Here is an 18,519-nt window from a genome sequence, read left to right on the forward strand (position 1 = left end):
GTTTGGTTGTCGAAAAAGAAGTGCAAAGGTAGGGAATTGTTTGCCGTTAGGCTTGGTTTGCGCGACGATTTATACCCGGATTAACGAGGAATTAAGGATGAGCGCGGCCTTAATTGGATTTCGATGTCCACCTTGTCGAAAACTTGACCACGCGAAGCATGGTTGAACAGTGAAAAGGTTTTGACAAAAAACTTGCCAACACCGCGTCAATTGCCTTCCAATACCCTTATCTCGGCTCTCCTGTTTTGTTCCGATTCTTCGGGGGGCTTAGGTTTTGGAAAGAGCATTTGCGTGTTCAAATAGCCTTTGTCGGTCAGGCGCTTGGCGGGGATGCCATTGTTTAGCAAAGAATCATAGATACGCTTGGCGCGTCGCTCCGACAGGCTTCTGCGCCACTCCGGCTCTTTCGGCATATCAAGGCCCGGGCCGTTGATATGTCGGGCTATTCCCACTTTCAAATCGGGGTTCATTTGCATGAATCTGAGGACTTTGGGAAGCGCTGGCTCGGAGGCTTTCAGCAGGATGTCTTGGTCGCCAACAAAAAAGAGGTCTCGCAGGATGGCGGTTTCGCCAGATTTTGCGGGAGGCAGCTTTATGTTGGGATTGACTTTATATTTTTCGCAAAGTTCGGGGCTGTCGAAAAAAGATTTCAAAAGGGTGCAGAATGCCGCCATTTTGCTGCAAACGGTTCTCCAGATTTGTTCTCTCTCACTCCTCTGGAGCCACCTCCACCCTGTACCCCTCGCGTCGGAGAAGTGCCACCACCCCATGTTCGCCCCCCAAGTGCCCGGCGCCGACGGCAAAAAGTGTGGGTGTTTCCCGCATCATACGCCCCATGATGGGGATCCAATTGTGGTTGCGATTCTTCAAAAGAATGTCCTCATAGCCCCCCATGCCGTATTGAGCATCGCCAATCATGGCTTGCATGGCGCCGATGTCTTGGTCGCGGTAGAGTTTGAGCATTTTTGCCAACTCATTTTCGCCACTCGGATTGTCCTCGGCCGTGCGCAAGCTTTCCACCAACATCTTGGCCTGCGTTTCGTAGGGGATGCTATCAAAAATCGCCATTTGATAGGTCGCCGTCTCCAAGCCGGCGGTCTCGAGCTTGCGGCGACGGGTCATGCGGTAGAGTTCCATCTCTACGGAAGTCATCCGGGTATTTGTTGCCGCGCCACTATCATCGTCGGAGGAGAAGAGTGTGCTGAGAAACATCGGTTTCATGCGCTCAAACATACCGCCCGGCAGCCCCTTTTCCTTCATTTTATCTTTAACATAGTCGTAGTCATCAGCAGGCAACAGGTCTTTTAGTGTCTTGCCGCCAGCCATGAATGCCTTGCTCATTAGACCGATTTGTGTCCGAAAATTGGTCATTTCTTTCATGTCTATCTCAAAAGCCACGCGCCTCACGTTGTCCAGCGCCTCGCGAGCAGCAGGTGGGAACTGAAATTCGCTTTTCGGAATGAGGTGAATGGTGCCGTAGAGGTAGGATGGTTTTTTAAGGCCGTTTCCGCTGATTTTCCAAACCAAGGACTTTTCGTCTGGAACGATTTTTTCAGGATGATAAACGGCTTTTTTGGAGGTGGCACAACCCACGCCGACTAGCGCCGGCAACAACCAAAACAGGTATTTTTTCATGTTTACTTTTTCAACGAATTTGCGCTGCCACTACTTTTAGGATGACCGAAATCGCTATTTGTTCAAAATCGCTGTCATCTGAAAAATCATGGCGAATCATGGTGTAAAACCGCCATTTCTCAAAAATGTTGGCGTTGCAAAGTTGAGGAAAAACAAGTCAGCATACAGAGAAAAACAAAAACAGCGCCTCTCGTTCGAGGCGCTGTCTCAAATTTTCCGGTCTCACGGATGTATCACTCTCTATTGATGAACGTATGCCTTGATTCAATAGGATTTGTCAGACGAACAAGATTGCTTTCCTTGATTTTGAGCAGATTGTGCTTTTTGCCATGCTCAAAACTTGACGGCGCGAGGCGTATTTCAAAAAGAAAAGGACTCGCAAGTATTTGACGATACCTACGAGTCCTGTCTGCTTGTTGGTTTTCGAGCGTGTTGGTTTCTTTTAATTTTCGTACCGCGCATTCCGAATTTTTGCTCCTCCATCCACTTTTACCTGACTGCCAGCGTCGTTAATGACGACGGCTTCTTCCTTGGCAAAGAGGCGTGCCTTCGAGCTGCCCGATGCCGTGATTTCCACGTTGCTGGCACGCCAGTTCACGGCCTCCAACGAGGCCCCATCGTTCAGGCTGACGTCCATTCGGCCCCCTTCTCCGACCAGCTCTAATGAGCATTTGCCACTGAGCGAAACATTGAGCAGATCGGCCACATCCAAATATGCCTTCACGCGGCTATTGCCCGTTATTGTGATGGATGCGTCGTCCTCTTCAAAGCCACGAATCACGATGTCGCCCGCGTTGTCTGCCACTATCGAGGTCATCACAGGCGACTCGATGAAAACCTTTACGCCTGATGTCCCTCTTTTTTTGCTTAGTGTCAATTTTCGACCTGTCCGAATTTTTTCGATGGCATCGGCAGGTCCCTCGAAGCGAATTTTGAATTCATCTCCTTTGCGCATCTCCGTCTCGAAATCGCCCTCTAGGATGAAATGTTCGTAGTATTCATCGCTGCTGCTGTAGTCGCGGTCTCCGAATTGGGGGCAACCTGTGCAGACCAGCCCCCGATGAGTCATGCGGAATACTTTTTCCGGCGAGCGGGAGATGTAGTTGCGCTCGTTGTCTTTGGAGTACTCGTCCAATTCAGCGGCGGAATGCCTGTATATTTTGTCATCGAACACGATGCTTTTGCCTACTGGCAATTCGATATTCAATCGGATGCGTTGCCCTCGCCATTTTTGGCCACTTGGTATGCCGAATGCTGTGGGTATTTTTAGGGTGTTGCCCACAATTTCGACCGGGAAAGAAATCTGTTCGGCATTGGAAGCTGCATCCCGGCTTGAGGAGCCTCTTGAGCGACTGATTTGGGTGCAGCGAAACCTGCCATCGTCGCTTTTGCGCACGCGCACTTCTACCAAGCCTTTCATGTTGAATTGGCCATCGTCGAATGAAAAACCGTCGCCCTCGTCAAACCAACCAAAGGATTCCATGCCACGGGCAGATGGAGCGATACCTTCCACGCGCAAAGTGTCAGAAGGCAGCCCAGACAAGTCATAAGTCTTGGTAGAGCTTCCACCAGAGCGGTAATTTTTGGAGGCAACGGCGAGCAGCATGACTGCCGATATGAGGTTGATTGACCAAAAAACCCAAAGCCCGCCTTGCAACCAACTGGGGGTGCGTACCTTGAACAAAGCACGAACAAACATTAAGGCCACGCTCAGTATCGGAATACCCAACAAGAAAAACATATTGGCAAAGCCCAGCCAAGTGACGCTGCCAGAGAATGGACTGAAATACTCGACGAATGGCGCAGCCACAAACAAGCCCCATATACCAGCCACCCACGACACAGCTAACCCAACAAACAAGGCTATGGCAACTATAGCGGCTATGGCGAGACCAAACTTGGAGATGAAACGCACGACAAACCCAAACATCTGCCCTAAGACGGAGACTCCGTTCGATACGGCGTTGCCAAAGCTTTTGTCACTTCCGCCCGCGCTTTTTTTTTCCGCCCCCAACTCGTTGACCTTTGTGCTTAGCCGCTCGAAACTATCCTCGATTTCCTTTGCAATGTTGTCCACGTTTATCGGTTCCCCACGCATGGCCAAGCGGTCGGCAGCAGTCTTGGCGGGTGGCACAAGAATCCATAGAAGCAGATAGGCTGGCATCCAGAAGCCTGCGGAGAGAAAAGTGAGCAACACAAAAATCAAGCGCATCCACACGGGGTCGTGCATGCCAAAGTATGCAGATAAGCCAGAGCAGACACCACCTACCACTGTGTCTTCCTCGTCGCGGAACAGCCGCTTGCCCGTTTTCACGGTTTGTTTCTTAGCGCGGTTGCCGCTACCCGCTGTGCCGGAACGCTCTGCGCCGCCACCACTACCTTCAGTAGTCGGCTCGCCGCCAAAGTCTTCGGGCTTGCCCATTACCTCCACGGCAGCCTCCGCGTCGGGCAACATGACAATGGTGCGGGTACCCATGTTTTGAGTGATGATTTCGCCCAACCTCGATTCTATATCGTGCACGATTTCGTCGCGCCCTTCGCTTTCGCTGAATCGTTTTCGGATGCTTTCAAGGTAAGACAAGAGGTATTCGTAGGCATCGTCGTCAATCGTGAGTGCGTATCCTCCGAGATTGATATTGAGTATTTTATTCATTGTTTAAGTCGGTTGAACGGTGACTTGTTTTTTTACCCGCCTGTGCGATTGACTCGCTCAGACGGGGCAATTGGTTGGGTTGCCGGGTTGGAGATTTGGGCAATCGGCCCGGCAGCTCAACCCGTTACGAATCGGGCGGCAATGGCTCGATTTTGAGGGGCTTGGGAGGAGCCTCCATTTTGCGTTTGCGTTCGTTTTCCGCGGGGGCAGCAGCGCTACCTTTCAGGGTTTGGTTGACGGAGTGTACCAGCTGATGCCAGCCTTCGGTCAATTCAGTCAAAAATTGAAGCCCTTGCTCGGACACGGTGAAGTATTTGCGTGGAGGGCCTTTTTCACCCTCGCGCCAGATATAGTCCACCAACCCATCGTTTTTTAGTCGAATCAGCAGAGGGTACAAGGTGCCTTCCTTCACGATTAGGTTGGTCCATTCCAACCGTTTCATGATTTCCGGCGGATAGGTCTCGCCCTCTGAGATGACCGCCAAGACGCACATTTCGAGCACGCCTTTCCGCATTTGAGCTTTCGCATTTTCCAGATCCATATTATTGTTGATTTGCTGGATTTTGATTAATGATTACCGACTGCTCGGTTTCGACAGCCTGATTGAGCCTTTTGTATGTTCGGACACCCGGCTCATTGACTTCCAATACTTCCCCTGTCTCGTGCAGTGCAGGCAAGCCGACTGGCAATAGCGATACGTCCAGCCCGCTAAAGGGTTTTGCAGCACCGCCGCCGCAAGCCGTGATTGCAAGCGACACGACGGCCAAAAAGAAGATGATGTGTTTCAATTTTGCATTCATAGCTTATCAGAAAAATTGTCGCCCCGACCCCAACCTGCTCCTCAACTCAGCGCAAGCTGGAGAGGCAATGTCCTTGTTTCATGGAACAAAAATATGGCAAGGGACAATACCTTGCAATACATAGAACCTATTTTAGCAAAAATATTTTTTTAGGAAACTACCTTGCTTGATGTTAATTTTTTGATTTTCAGTTTTTTAGGAGATAACTTTTCTTAAAAAAATTTTTTTAAAAAACATAGCCGTTCGTGCTGACCCCTCCACTCGGGGAGGGGTCGGGAGGCACGCTAAGTTTTTACAAAATTTTTTAAAAAGAGACACACGCTTTGGCGTTGGGGAGATGAACGTGCCGAAGACTCAAACAATATGCACCGATGATGGACTCGTGCCGCGTCGGTTGCGACGTTTGTATTGCAGGGCGAGAAAGCTTGAGCAAATGTCGGCACCAACCTTGCCGAGACGTTGGCATCCGATAGGCGTGGGAAATGCCAGTACTGGCACAAAAGCCAAATGCTCTAAAATTCCGAGAAAACATCTGGATAGTTGGCTAAATTTGCCTAATCGCCCGAAAAAACCCAAGCGGAGGTGTTCGTTGTGCCAAATCCGGCGTATGACTTTATGTTTTTGAAAGCATCAAATGGGGGGATGCTCAGCATCTTTACCGTAGAAGGGAAATTCGTCCATCAAACGTCATTCACGGCCGGGGCAAATAGGCATTCGCCGAACCTCTCCCCCGGGCTGTACTTTTTTCGATGCCGCTTGGAAAATGGGAAAGTTGTCACCCACAGAGTCGCCGTTCAGCATTGAAACTTTTTTTCTCTGAATCTTCAAAACTTGCTTTGCCATTTAAGCGAAGCGTCATACTTTTGCCGCCCGATTTGCAAAACAGAAGCGGAAATGAACGCATTTAAAGCGTATTCCATCCCAATTCAGGGTCTAAAAATTGGAATACATCACTTCAAGTTTTTGATTGACAGCGCGTTTTTCCGCCATTTTGAGGATTCTCCCGTCCATGAAGGCGAAATCCAATTCGATTTGCAACTTGACAAACGGCCAGATATGCTCATCCTTGATTTTGAACTGAGGGGGCATACAAGAGTGGAATGTGACAGATGCACGGCGATGATTGATTTGCCCTTAGAGAGCGAAAAGCAACTCATTGTGAAATATGGCGAAGATGAAGGCGAGGAAGAAGACGAGGTGGTGTTTATCCACAGGGAAGCATCGGAGTTCAATGTAGCCAAGTACCTCTACGAATTCACGGTGCTTGCACTGCCCATAACAAACACCTATGACTGTCAGAGTGAGCCGAATCCGCCTTGCAACTTTGATGTCTTGAAATTTTTGAAGAAAGAATCCGACGAGCAAAAACCCAACGCCGTGTGGGATGCGCTCAAAGGAATTGATGATAATTAGTTAATTACCACGTGTTGATTCGCGGAGGTTGAATTGACAACCTCGTCTGAATGGCTTGACCATGCAGACAAACGATGAACAACGAACAACGAAATAGGTCATGCCAAATCCTAAATGGCGGCACTCGAAGCGTCGTAAGCGCGCCCGCCGCACACACTACAAATTGGAAGCGCCCAACGTCTCGATTTGCAAGACTACTGGCGAGCAACATCTTTTCCACCACGCCTACAAAGTGGACGGAGACCTGTACTATCGCGGGCAGGTGTTGGTGCCGGGCAAGCAACGCTCGGAGGCGGAAGCATAAGCGACAAGTTTTCAAGCGCCCAGTTTTTGAGGAGGCTCCAGTCCCGATTGTCGGGCGATGGGGCTTTTTCTGTTTATTTACACAAAGGCTGACACGAGCAGCACACTGTCAACCCAGTTTCAATTTCATCAAGTTATCCATGTCGAAACAAATCATCAACACTCCCGCTGCCCCGATGCCCATCGGCCCCTACAACCAAGCGGTTGCGTTCAACGGCCTGCTCTATGTTTCAGGCCAGATTGCAATCGAGCCAAGCTCTGGCGAACTCGTGCTCGACGACATAGAACTTGAAACGCGCCAAGTGCTGAACAACGTGAAAGCGATACTGGATGCGGCTGGGTCAAGCCTCAAGCATGTGCTGAAAGCCACGGTCTTCGTGCGCGACATCAATCAATTCAGCCGCATCAATGTTGTTTATGGCGAATTCTTCGAGCCATCTTTTGCCCCTGCGCGAGAGTTGGTGCAAGTGGTAGAATTACCCAAATTCGTAAACATCGAAATCTCCGTGGTCGCATCGTTGGCCTAAACGCTTCAACATCAAACAAGTATGAAAAACGTCCTTTCTTGTATCCAACCCACTGGCGACCTTCACCTAGGCAACTACTTTGGAGCGGTGCAAAACTGGGTACGCCTGCAAGAAAACTATCAATGCACCTACGGCGTGGTGGATTACCATTCCATGACCATGCCTTACAAAGCCGAAACGCTTCGCGAAAACACTTGGAAAATGGCGTTCTACCTCTTGGCCTGTGGCATCAAACCGGAGAACCTCTTCATCCAAAGCCTCGTGCCAGAACACGCGGAGCTCTCTTGGGTGCTGAGTTGCCTTACATCTTACGGTGAGTTGAGCCGTATGACGCAGTTCAAAGACAAGAGCAAGCAATTGGAGGAAAGAAGTGGACAAGATGTTTTCGTGGGCGCTGGTCTATTTGTTTACCCCGTGCTGCAAGCAGCGGACATTCTGATATATCATGCTGACTATGTGCCGATTGGTAAAGACCAGCAGCAGCACCTTGAGCTTTCGCGCGACATCGCTCAACGTTTCAATCACCAATTCGGAAAGGAGTATTTCATTCATCCAGAGCCTTTATTTACCGAAACCCCTAAAATACTTTCTCCTGCCGACCCCAGCAAAAAGATGAGCAAGAGCCTCGGCGAAAAGCACTACATCAATCTTTTTGGGGAAGAAGACCGTATACGAAAACAAATCAAGTCAGCGGTGACAGATACTGGCGAAACGAAGGCCGGAGAAATGAGTCCCGGCGTGCAGAATTTGTTTGAGCTCCTCCGCGCTTGTGGCAATATGGCGGCCTTCCAAAGTCTTATGGCTGACTACCACGCGGGCACATTGAAATATAGTGACTTGAAAGAAGAGGTGGCCAGCTCGGTGGCTGGATTAGTCAACCCGCTCCGCGAACGATTGGCCACCTTGCAAGCCGATAAGCGCAACGTGAAGGCACAAATTCAAGAAAGCAGTGCCGAAATCCGCAAACGCGCACAGCAGACCATGCGCGAAGTAAGAGAACTGACGGGATTGGCTTCGTTGAAATAACAACATAGCTTGCTTATCCCCAAGCGGCATACATCTCTCGTGGTGTATGCCGCTTTTGTTTTTCTAACCAATGCCTACATTTACCCCCGACATTTTCAACCTACTTTTTTTACATGAAAAAGCGCCACTCTCGCCGCAACTTCCTGAAAACCACCGCTAAAGCCGCCATCGCTTTCACCATCGTGCCGCGTCATGTGCTGGGCGGCACAGGCCACCTCCCTCCCAGCGACCGCCTTAATATCGCCTTCATTGGTGCAGGAGGAAAGGCCGCCGACAGCATCGGCAAACTCAAAGGCACCGAGAGGCTCGCCGCTTTTTGCGATGTGGACGACCGCCGTGCAGCCGACACATACCAGCAGTATCCCGATGTGCCGCGTTTCAAGGATTTTCGCAAAATGCTAGATGCCGCCGGGCGCGACATTGATGCTGTGGTCATCTCGACACCAGACCACACCCATGCCGTGGCAACTTTGGCATCCATGCAAGCAGGCAAACACGTATATGTGGAAAAACCGCTGACGCACAACATCCGTGAGGCGCGGACATTGTTGGAGGCAGCTCGAAAATACAAAGTCGTGACCCAAATGGGCAACCAAGGCGCCTCTATGGATTGCAATGCAGAATTGGCCGAATGGGTGCAAGCGGGCGCTATTGGCAAGGTCAGTCGGGTACACGTCTGGACCAATCGCCCTGTATGGCCACAGGGAGTGCCCACCCCCGCACCCGGCGAATCCATCCCCTCCGAGCTTGATTGGGACCTTTGGCTCGGTCCTGCCAAAGAGCGCCCATTTAGCGCCCGCTATCTTCCCTTTGGTTGGCGCGGCTGGTGGGATTTTGGCACCGGTGCGCTGGGCGATATGGGGTGCCATCTCATTGACCCCGTCTATCGCGCCCTCAAACTCACTGTGCCAACGGCTGTGGAGGCCAGTGCTGCCACTGTGTGGTCGAATGATTTTCAGGAAGCCGACTACCCAGATAGCTGCCCGCCAGCCTCTATTGTCAGAATCGAATTTCCCGCCCGCAACAAGATGCCCGCTTGCGAGCTGCTTTGGTACGATGGTGGCGTTCGTCCCATGCGACCAGCAGAATTAGGCGCCAACGAACCATTCGGCACTTGGGACGGCGGCGTGCTCTTCGAGGGCACAAAGGGCAAAATCCTCTGCAACATATTTGGCGACAAAGCTACTCTGTTGCCCACGTCGAAGATGAAGGATTTTAAAAAACCAAAGCCAACAGAGCCGCGCTATTCCGCGCCCTCGCACCAAATGGTATGGGCCGATGCTTGCAAAGGCAAGGGCAAAACTTCCTCTCCGTTTGAGTACGCCGTGCCATTAACGGAGGCTTTGCTGATTGGCAACCTCGCCGTGCGCTGTTACGATTTCAAAAAATTGAAACCCGGAAAAACGCCGACTTCCTGGGCGCCTTACGACTACCCGGGACGTGTCCGGCTCGAATGGGACTCCGCCAACCTGCGCATCACTAACTTCGAGGAGGCCAACGCGTTTGTGGGAAGAGAATACCGCAACGGTTGGTCGTTGGCAACATGACACTTTGAAATATAGCGTACATTCTCGTACACGCTTGTCCGCTTTCGGACACGCCAATGCTTGGTTTTGTCAAGTAAAAAACTGACAATCAACTCACAAGCATTTCGGCACAAGGTATGAGCCACAGCATTAGGCTTTGCCAATCAAGACAATACCATCATGCTACACAACTATCTTGTGCTTGCCCTCAAAAACTTACTAAAACGACGCTTCGTGGCGAGTATCAACCTGTTGGGGTTGTCAATGGGCATTGCCGTTTGTGTGCTGATTGGTCTGTTTATCCGACACGAAAAGGCCTATGACCGATTTCACGCAAAGTCGGAGCGTATTTGCCGCCTCAATACGACGATGAAATACCCCGGCGCAAGTGAGAGCACTATGCCATATTCTTCTTATCCGATGGGGCCTTTTTTGGCCGAAACATTTGGAAAAGAGATAGAAGCCTTTTGTCGAGTGGTGCCCATTGACCAAGATTTCATTCTGCAAAATGGCGAGCATCAAGCAACCATTCGACAAGTGTTTGCGGCTGACAGCACATTTTTCCAACTATTCGATTTCAAATTTTTGCAAGGCGAACCAGCCACGGCATTGAGCCAGCCTCAAAGTATCGTGCTGACGCGAAAAACCGCTGAAAACATTTTCCAAACCGCAGAAGCGTTAGGGAAAACGCTCTCCAAAACCTATGTATCCCCATATTCTCAAGAGGATACGACCGAGCATTTTACCGTTAGCGCCGTACTGGAAAATGTGCCGACCCAATCGCATTTGCAATTCGATGCGTTGCTTTCAGGCACCAAAAAGCCATTTTGGGCCTTTTGGAACCCCGAACTGGTGCGCGACTGGCATGTATTGGCCACCATGACCTACCTCTTGCTCCGTTCGGAACAAACCGACCGCGCCGCATTGGAACAACAAATTCCTTTGGCGTTGCGCTCACGAATGCAGGGTTCAGAGCAAGTAGCACATCAGTTGCAGCCGCTGCTCGATATTCACCTCGGCTCTAAAGGTGTCTCGACTGACCAGATAAGCAATTTTGCCTCATTAGACGGGCAATACCTGCGTATATTTGGATTCATTGGTCTGTTTGTGCTGCTCATTGCGACGGTGAACTATTCCAATCTATCCACTATTTTGGCAGGGCGGAGGGCCAAAGAAATTGCCGTTCGGAAAGTAATCGGCGCCAGTCGGCGAGCAGTAGTATCACAATTCTTAGTGGAGTCGGTGCTGACAACGGGGTTGGCGTTGCTACTGGCTGCGGGACTGATGGTTTTTGCACGCCCCTTTTTACAGCATATTGACTATCCAATTACCGCATTGGAACACCTAAGCAACCCCGCCTTTCTCATAATGGGTATTACTGGCCTATTGATGATAGGCGTGTTGGCTGGTGCTTACCCTGCATTTTTTATTGGAAAAACGGGGCCTGCTCATGTTTTGTGCGGTCAAAAACTGACCTTGAAAAGCAAGCAGAAGCTCATACCCATTCTGGTGACAGGACAGTTCGCTATCGCAGTCGCGTTAATAGCGGCTACGGTCGTATGTTATCGCCAAATGCAGTTTTTACAGAATGCCGACCTTGGATACTCCAATGAGCAAATCGTGACGCTCGACCTCGGCATGTCGAACATGATGAAAGGACAAGTGCTGAAAGAAAAATTAGAAAAGGTACCCGGTGTCATTGGAATCACCATTTCGGACCAAGTAATGGGTAAAGGATTCATACAAAATGGAGTGCGCTACATACAAGATGGGAAAATGGAGCATATCGCTATTCCTTGCCTTGCTGCCGACAACCAATTCGTAAACTTGTATGGTATGGAACTCGTGGCCGGGAGCGGTTTTTCCCACGACGGCATTGAACGCGGCTCCGAATATCTAATCAACGAGGCACTCGCCCGCCGCATCGGATGGGGCGAAAATGCTGTGGGGCAGCAAATATCCATCGCATGGCAGCAAGAATATGGTACCGTAGTAGGCGTGCTTAAAGATTTTCACTTTAACTCGCTGCGCCACAAGATAGAACCAGTGTGCGTGCGGGCAAGCAATTTTGCCAACAGCATCAGCCTAAAAGTAGATACCAAGAATCTACCCCATACCCTGAGCGAGGCAGCGACCGTGTGGAAATCGGTTGTTACTGACAAACCCTTCGAATACAAATGGGCCGACGAACAGTTTGCCCAAGTGTATCGGTCAGAGACGCGATTCAGCCGCCTGACAGGCTTGGGTGCTGGATTGGCTGTATTTATCGCTTGCTTGGGCTTGCTTGGATTAGTCACTTTCACCGCTGAGCAGCGTGTGAAGGAAATCGGTATTCGCAAAGTCCTTGGTGCCAGCGTTGCAAGCATCACTTCTTTGTTGACACGCGACTACCTAAAACTTGTGGTGGCATCATTTGTCATTGCCTTTCCCCTCACCTATTTTTTGATGGAGCAGTGGCTACAGGATTTTGCCTATCGCATTCATATTGAGGGGTGGATGTTTGCAGTAGCGGGGTTCGCCGCTATTTTGGTTGCGCTGCTAACAGTGGGTTTTCAGAGCGTGCGTGCTGCGTTAGCCAATCCCGTGCGCTCGCTCCGCTCGGAATAAATGGACCCGGTATGTCCGAAATCGAACGCCCTTGTCCGCTTTCGAGCATATTTGAGCCGTACTACCATTTGCAAACAGTTGAAAACAAAATACTTGTGCGCTTGGCAACGGAATTGCCCAAACCTGTGAAAGCATTATTGTCAAAATCTTTCCGCTATGCTACGCTACCTACTCTTTATCTCTTCGCTCTTGCTGACCGCAGCCTGCCACAACACGTTGCCCGAAAATCTCACGGACATTATTGCATTGCCAGAATACACCCCTGCCGCTCGATACGAGCGTTCTGATTTGTCGAAAATGACTTGGCTGGCAGGTGTTTGGAAAGGAGAAGAAGCGGGGCGGGCCGTCCGACAGTCGTTCCAGTTTCACAACAACCAAACACTGGAAATTATTCGCATGGAAGGCAACGGCGACATGATGTCGTTGCTGCTCACATGGCACAACGGACGCTTCTACTACGGCCAACATCGCCAGTGGGTGGTCACATGGATTGGAGAGAAGGATATCCGGCTCGACCCCACGGCTCCCGGTTTGGAACCCATGACTTGGACTCGCCTCCATGCCGACCAATGGCACTTGGTGCGTCACACGCCCAGCGGCGACGAGACAACAATCATGGAACGCACCGGAGAAATGAACCCGTAAACGCAATAGTAGGGGACATGAACAGACTGGATTAAAAGGGTAAAAATTAATTATCCCTTTGAAATGGAGCAGGAATACCTTCTTGTACCTTTGACCAAGAAAATCCGTGTTCCATGTCCAAACAATTGCAAATCAACAAAAACCCCCAAGCTTCCCAGCCGCTTAGCAAGGAACAAAAACGCTTCAACAACTATGTGCGCCGTATAGAGCAATTGCGCAACGAAATTGAGATAACAAAGGAACAAGACCTCAAACTACGACAAACCGGGGAAAAGCGCGTCACTCCAGCCGAAAAAGAGGCTATTGCCACCCTCCGCGAGCTGGTGCTGGCGCTTGACGGCAATCCTCATCTCCCCTCGTTGACCGAGAAACAATATGAAAAGTTCTGCTCCATTATATCGCAAGAAATCGAGCGCCTGCTGCAAACTCATTTCCATCATGACGACGAAACGTTAAAAGCGCTATACGAAAAATACAATCCCGATGAGGAATCTTGGGACGAGGCAATGGAAATAGAAAATGAAGAAATGAAGGACATGGCCTCGCATTTTTTCAATCAGATGTTCGGTACCAACTTTGAGGGCAGCGATTTTGATGACCCTGCCAAAATGAAAGAAAAGATAGAGGCGCGTCAGGCCGAATTTGAAGCCGAAGAAAGAGCGCGAGAAGCGCGTCGCAACCAGCGCAAAAAAACCAACAGCCAATTGGCCGCCGAGGCCAAGCGCAAAGCCGCAGAAGAGGCTGTGGCCAAAACTGCCAAACAGATTTATGTGGACTTGATTCGACACTTCCACCCCGACAAAGAACCCGACGAACAAAAACGCCTTGAAAAAACCGAAATCATGAAACAAATCACCGTCGCCTACGAAGCAAACGACCACCTGAAACTACTGGAGCTACAAATGACCCTGTTGAATGAACGAAACAATGTATTCGCAGACTTCAATGAAAGTCAACTCAAATACTTCAATGATGTATTAAAACGTCAAGTGCAGGAATTGGAGATGGAGTTGGAAATGTGTTCGCCCGACATGAATGGAAATATGTTCGCCATGCTCTATCATCCAGACCCCTACATCATGGACTATCGAATAGAGCAACATGTGCGAGAACAAAAAAGATATGCTAAAATGGTGCGGAACACGATAGAGGGAATACAAACCGTGAAGGGGTTGAAGCAATTTGTCAAAGCGTATCATATAGAAGAAGACAGTTTTGACGACATTCCACCTGAATTACTGAAAATGATGGGAATCTTTGGTCGCTGATGCCGCGTCCGGTCAATGCCCTTTGGTTTTATTAGCCAGTCTCGTTGCCAATTGGCGCGTTGTGGGGGAGCGCATAACTCACACATCACGCTTGTGGTCTCCACTTGAATGCTTTTTCGTTTACTGCTCTCATCGTGCACAGTATTCCTTCCAAATGGTCGCACTCATGCTGAATGAGTTCTGACAAATCATTTTCCACAATCCACGACTGGCGCTCCCAATGCTCGTCAAGATAGGTCACCGTGATGCGTTGGTGGCGTTGCACGCGTACCAGCAGATGAGGAAAGCACATGCAGTCGTCCCAAAGTTCGAACACCTCCGCACTGCGGTCGGTGATAGATGGGTTGATAAGCAGTCGAGGTCTGTCTGCGTCCATGTAAATCACCCTCTTCATGTAACCCAATTGCGGCGCGGCGATGCCTCGCCCGAAGTGGTATTTTGCTCGCACCTCCATCACTACCTGACGCAGGTCAGCAGCGATTTGGGGCAAGAGTGTCAATTCGGTTTCCAAGATGGGTTCGCAGCATTCGTAGAGGCGTGAGTCGCCAAGCAGAAGCAAATCGGACAGGTGCTTTGATGGAACCAGTCTTTGTGCGTCGAGCAAGATGTCCATGTCGGAAATTTTAGAAATGCTTATCAAATCTGGATGAAATTATGGAGCAAGTTTTGCGTTTTGGGCACTCAAAATTTATTGTTCAACGATGAATCAACTGCTTCGCCTCTGCATCGCCATACCCTTCGTGTTGGGTTTATTCCAATTGCCCGCCCAACCTTCCAGAAAAATCAAGCTCACTCCCGTCAGCCTCGGCTTTGATTTGCCCGACACCTACAAGCAGCGAACTTTTATCAAAGGGCTGTCGGGATTCGTGCACAAGATTGACCAATTGGCTGGCACCATGGTGCTTATAGACGGCAACAAAACGACTGTGTTGACCAGATTTGTGCGGCAAGACCGTCCTCCCATCGTCACCACCTCCACTTCGGACGTGATATACAGCGCCAAAATAGATTCAAGATTCAAAATGAATGGCTCTTACAGCATTGCCTCCACAAAAGTAGAAAAGGACAATGTCTATGAAATTATCCTGACTGACGTGGGCTATGCCTTTTTGCCGGAGGACTATATTCCTTATCTGGAAATATGCCGCGCAGCCACCAACGTGGCACCTGAAACCCGGCAAAAAACTTATTACATCCGTTCGGCCAAACTGACGACCGTCTACACCCGTGCCTTTCAAAAGGTGGTTGGCAATTCGGATGTCAGCGGCGTGGTGTTCAGCGTTGGCGGAGAAGTATTCAGCAGCAGCGACCAATTCAAATTGGATTATGTGGTCTCTGTTGACTTGGTGAGTTTGGAGAAACTTCTCTCTCTGCACAACTGTAATGACCTCCTCAACAATGAGGAAATTGCCCGCCGCGAAAGAGCCGAACGCGCCCGCATGGAAGCCCTGCGAGCCGAAGAAGAGAAAAAAGCCCGCGAACAGGAGCTTGCCTCCGCCAAAGCCCAAGTGGAGGACCTAAAGAAAACACTCAGCGACAACATCATCCGCACCACCGAGATGCAGCAGCGCCTCCACGAGGCTCAAATGAAGGAACATGCTGCGCTCGAACAACTCAACACCGCTATCCGCCAAGCAAGTGACCTTGCCGCATACGCCGAGCTCGCCCGGCAAAACGCCGAAGCGCGTGAAGAAGTGATTCTGACCTTTAAAAATAAAGAAGGGAAAGTCCTAGAAATCAAGAGCCTTGACGAATTGAGCGAGGACAAATTGAGGGCGTTGGGATTCGATGTGGAAGTGTTGAAAAGGTAGGGGTCATTTTCCGTACCCGCCAAACATTCCTCTCCATCTTATCTGCATCACACCCAATATGGCTTCTCGAATGATGTGAAGCGACATCTTCGACTGTCCTTTCTCGCGGTCTTTAAAAGTGATAGGCACCTCTTTCACTTTGAAGCCCAATGAATAAGCCGCATATTTCATCTCAATTTGGAAGGCGTAGCCGATGAAGCGAATTTTATCCAAATCCATCGTCTCCAACACTTCGCGCCGATAACAGATGAAGCCGGCAGTCGGGTCCGACACAGGCATCCAAAGAATGCAGCGGGTGTAGAGCGAAGCGCCGTAGGAAAGAAAGATGCGGTCTTTGGGCCAATTCTGCACCTTGCCGCCAGCACAATAACGCGAGCCGATGGCTACGTCGGCACCCTCGTCGCGGATTTTGGCCAGCAAGCGCAACAAGTCGGCTGGGCTGTGTGAGAAATCCGCATCCATTTCAAAAAAATACTCATAGCCGCGCTCCAATCCCCAACGGAAACCTGCGATGTAAGCCGTGCCGAGGCCGAGCTTGCCGCGGCGCTCGAGCAAGTGCAGGCGCTCTTTAAACGCGACTTGCAGGTCGCGCACAATTTGGGCCGTGCCATCGGGCGAGCCGTCGTCCACTATGAGGACATGGAACAATTCGGGCAATTCAAATACTGCCCGGATGATGGCTTCAGCATTTTCGCGTTCGTTGTAGGTGGGTATTATGACGAGTGCGGACATTTTTAGTTGTTTGTTCTTGTCGTTCGTTGTTCGTTTTTACTCGGTGTTGGTTGCATTGTTTCTGAAAAAACATGAAACGGATTTTTTTTAAAAAACAACCGCAAACACCATGAGGAACAACAAACAATAAACAACTCCGCCCCAATGGCCGGACAGGGAACAACGAGTATTTAAACGACAAATGCGATAGCGAACGCTGCTACCGAGATAATGAGACCGTACATGAAAATGTTGTAGCAGATGCTCAAATAACGGTACTTCTGCGCCAGCACGATCCCCAAATAGTAAAGGTCGCGGCTCATGGAGCTGTAGAGAAAATCAGAGTCTTTGAGCATTTCGTTGACCCCCCACTGAAAATCCTCAAGCGGCATGTTGTAGAAATTTCCAAAAAAGAGCAAGTTGGCCTTGCGCTGCCTTATGGATTCTCGCGTCACCTTTCCCTCTGTTACTTTGGGGCGCGTGGCTAGTGTCGCAAAAATCATGGAGCCCAGGCAGGTCAACGTGAGCAGGCTGGTTGGAATAGCGAGCCGAAGGTCGAGTGTGCCGGACTCCATCAGCCTCGGAATGAGGCTGCTGACCAAAATGGAGATGACGACCGCGTTCACCGACAGCATCAGGTTGGCCTTGCTATCCGCCATCGCGCTCAGGTTGGTATGGGTGCGGTAGGTGGTTCGATACATGGTCTCCACGCCACGGCCCATGCGGGCGTGTTTCAGCTCTTTTTCGCTTTCTTTGAGAATTTTGGAGATTTCGGTTTCCTTGTCTTTGTCGTCGAGCAAGGCGAGTTCCTCCATGGTGGTGGCATTGGGGTTGAGCCGCCTTTTTTGTTTGATAAGTTGTTTGATGTGCTTGGCTTTGCGCTTGTTGAACAGTTCGTCCGCCACGGTGGTGTGGTAGCTGTGATTGAGCATGAAATTGATTTCAAAATCCAGCCAATCTTGTTCGCTCATCACGGTTTTGCGGGCGAGGATGAGCTCTTGACGAAATTTTCCGGTACGGTCCCAGTATGTTTCCATGCCGAGATGGCTCAGGTCGGCATCGCAGATGATTTGCTCCAAGAGCGTTTGCGGCTTCTGCGGCACTTTGGTGGCCCTGATGAGTCCCATCACGATGGCAAGCTCGGCATCGGAAATTTTGCCGCGCAAAAAATGGTCGGCATTGTGGCAGCTGCGCTCTTCATGGTCTTTTGGGCCTTCCGAGTAACCTGTGTCGTGAAACCACGTCGCCAGCAACAACAGCAACATATCCCGTTCGCTTATCTTGAATCCCTCGCCAATGACACGCGCCGCCGCGACGGTCTGCGCCGTATGTTCAAGGTCGTGAAATACATGCTCCGGCGAGATGTGTTTGGCGAAATAATCCTGAATGTACTGCTCCGTTTCGTGTAGGAGTTGTTCTTGAGACATCATGTTCATTTTACACCATGATTCGCCAAGATTTTCCAGATGCCCCCGACTGCTCCCCTTTATTTTATGGGGTAGCGACTTCAATCATGCTGAAAATCTAAGGCGTGAAGTATATGTTGGGGGGCAAAGGTAATCGTTTACCAAGTTCGTTTTCGTTGTTGTTTTCG

General features: G+C 50.1%; 18 protein-coding genes. 10 read left to right on the forward strand and 8 right to left on the reverse strand.

Annotated elements, in window-relative coordinates; all coding sequences use genetic code 11:
* Positions 1-206 precede the first annotated feature (206 nt).
* From KIS77_12265 to KIS77_12285, 5 genes are all read right to left on the reverse strand, one after another.
* Positions 207-674, reverse strand: a complete 468-nt coding sequence (locus tag KIS77_12265; GenBank protein ID MCW5923116.1) for an OmpA family protein — start codon at positions 672-674, stop codon at positions 207-209.
* A gap of 34 nt (positions 675-708) precedes the next feature.
* Positions 709-1,635 carry a TraB/GumN family protein gene (locus tag KIS77_12270; GenBank protein ID MCW5923117.1) on the reverse strand — a complete coding sequence of 309 codons (927 nt, stop codon included), beginning with the start codon at positions 1,633-1,635 and terminating at the stop codon, positions 709-711.
* A gap of 442 nt (positions 1,636-2,077) precedes the next feature.
* A complete protein-coding gene (locus KIS77_12275; GenBank protein MCW5923118.1) occupies positions 2,078-4,288 on the reverse strand; it encodes a DUF2807 domain-containing protein in 2,211 nt (736 codons plus the stop codon).
* Positions 4,289-4,412: 124 nt separating this feature from the next.
* The gene (locus tag KIS77_12280; protein MCW5923119.1) at positions 4,413-4,829 is read right to left on the reverse strand and encodes a PadR family transcriptional regulator; all 417 of its coding nucleotides are present in this window, start codon (positions 4,827-4,829) and stop codon (positions 4,413-4,415) included.
* 1 nt (position 4,830) lies between these two features.
* Entirely contained in the window at positions 4,831-5,088 is a 258-nt protein-coding gene (locus KIS77_12285) for a hypothetical protein (protein ID MCW5923120.1), read from the reverse strand.
* Positions 5,089-5,703: 615 nt separating this feature from the next.
* Between KIS77_12285 and KIS77_12290 the strand changes: the two genes are divergently transcribed.
* The 9 genes from KIS77_12290 (at position 5,704) to KIS77_12330 (ending at position 14,403) form a co-directional block, all read left to right on the forward strand.
* Complete coding sequence (locus KIS77_12290) at positions 5,704-5,892, forward strand: T9SS type A sorting domain-containing protein (GenBank protein MCW5923121.1); 189 nt, start codon at positions 5,704-5,706, stop codon at positions 5,890-5,892.
* A 90-nt stretch (positions 5,893-5,982) separates the two neighbouring features.
* Positions 5,983-6,501: a DUF177 domain-containing protein gene (locus KIS77_12295; GenBank protein MCW5923122.1), complete on the forward strand. Its 519-nt coding sequence runs from the start codon at positions 5,983-5,985 to the stop codon at positions 6,499-6,501.
* A gap of 100 nt (positions 6,502-6,601) precedes the next feature.
* Entirely contained in the window at positions 6,602-6,805 is a 204-nt protein-coding gene (gene rpmF, locus KIS77_12300; protein MCW5923123.1) for a 50S ribosomal protein L32, read from the forward strand.
* Positions 6,806-6,944: 139 nt separating this feature from the next.
* Positions 6,945-7,331 (forward strand): Rid family detoxifying hydrolase, encoded by a 387-nt coding sequence (locus KIS77_12305; protein ID MCW5923124.1) that lies wholly within the window; start codon positions 6,945-6,947, stop codon positions 7,329-7,331.
* Positions 7,332-7,352: 21 nt separating this feature from the next.
* Positions 7,353-8,357 (forward strand): tryptophan--tRNA ligase, encoded by a 1,005-nt coding sequence (trpS, locus tag KIS77_12310; GenBank protein MCW5923125.1) that lies wholly within the window; start codon positions 7,353-7,355, stop codon positions 8,355-8,357.
* A 113-nt stretch (positions 8,358-8,470) separates the two neighbouring features.
* On the forward strand, positions 8,471-9,904 hold the full coding sequence (locus tag KIS77_12315; protein ID MCW5923126.1) for a Gfo/Idh/MocA family oxidoreductase: 1,434 nt from the start codon (positions 8,471-8,473) through the stop codon (positions 9,902-9,904).
* 159 nt (positions 9,905-10,063) lie between these two features.
* A complete protein-coding gene (locus KIS77_12320) occupies positions 10,064-12,490 on the forward strand; it encodes an ABC transporter permease (protein ID MCW5923127.1) in 2,427 nt (808 codons plus the stop codon).
* A gap of 156 nt (positions 12,491-12,646) precedes the next feature.
* Positions 12,647-13,135: a hypothetical protein gene (locus KIS77_12325; GenBank protein ID MCW5923128.1), complete on the forward strand. Its 489-nt coding sequence runs from the start codon at positions 12,647-12,649 to the stop codon at positions 13,133-13,135.
* Between the two features lie 113 nt (positions 13,136-13,248).
* Positions 13,249-14,403, forward strand: a complete 1,155-nt coding sequence (locus tag KIS77_12330; GenBank protein ID MCW5923129.1) for a J domain-containing protein — start codon at positions 13,249-13,251, stop codon at positions 14,401-14,403.
* A gap of 85 nt (positions 14,404-14,488) precedes the next feature.
* Here the strand turns inward: KIS77_12330 and KIS77_12335 are convergent, their stop codons facing one another.
* Positions 14,489-15,016: a peptide deformylase gene (locus KIS77_12335; protein MCW5923130.1), complete on the reverse strand. Its 528-nt coding sequence runs from the start codon at positions 15,014-15,016 to the stop codon at positions 14,489-14,491.
* A gap of 88 nt (positions 15,017-15,104) precedes the next feature.
* Here KIS77_12335 and KIS77_12340 point away from each other — a divergent pair, with 88 nt between their 5' ends.
* A complete protein-coding gene (locus KIS77_12340; GenBank protein ID MCW5923131.1) occupies positions 15,105-16,214 on the forward strand; it encodes a hypothetical protein in 1,110 nt (369 codons plus the stop codon).
* Positions 16,215-16,217: 3 nt separating this feature from the next.
* On the opposite strand, the gene KIS77_12345 is transcribed toward KIS77_12340, so the two are convergent.
* Positions 16,218-16,946 (reverse strand): polyprenol monophosphomannose synthase, encoded by a 729-nt coding sequence (locus tag KIS77_12345; GenBank protein MCW5923132.1) that lies wholly within the window; start codon positions 16,944-16,946, stop codon positions 16,218-16,220.
* 170 nt (positions 16,947-17,116) lie between these two features.
* Entirely contained in the window at positions 17,117-18,361 is a 1,245-nt protein-coding gene (locus tag KIS77_12350; protein MCW5923133.1) for an HD family phosphohydrolase, read from the reverse strand.
* Between the last annotated feature and the right edge of the window lie 158 nt (positions 18,362-18,519).

The organism is Saprospiraceae bacterium (genome assembly GCA_026129545.1).
Classification (GTDB): Bacteria; Bacteroidota; Bacteroidia; order Chitinophagales; family Saprospiraceae; genus M3007.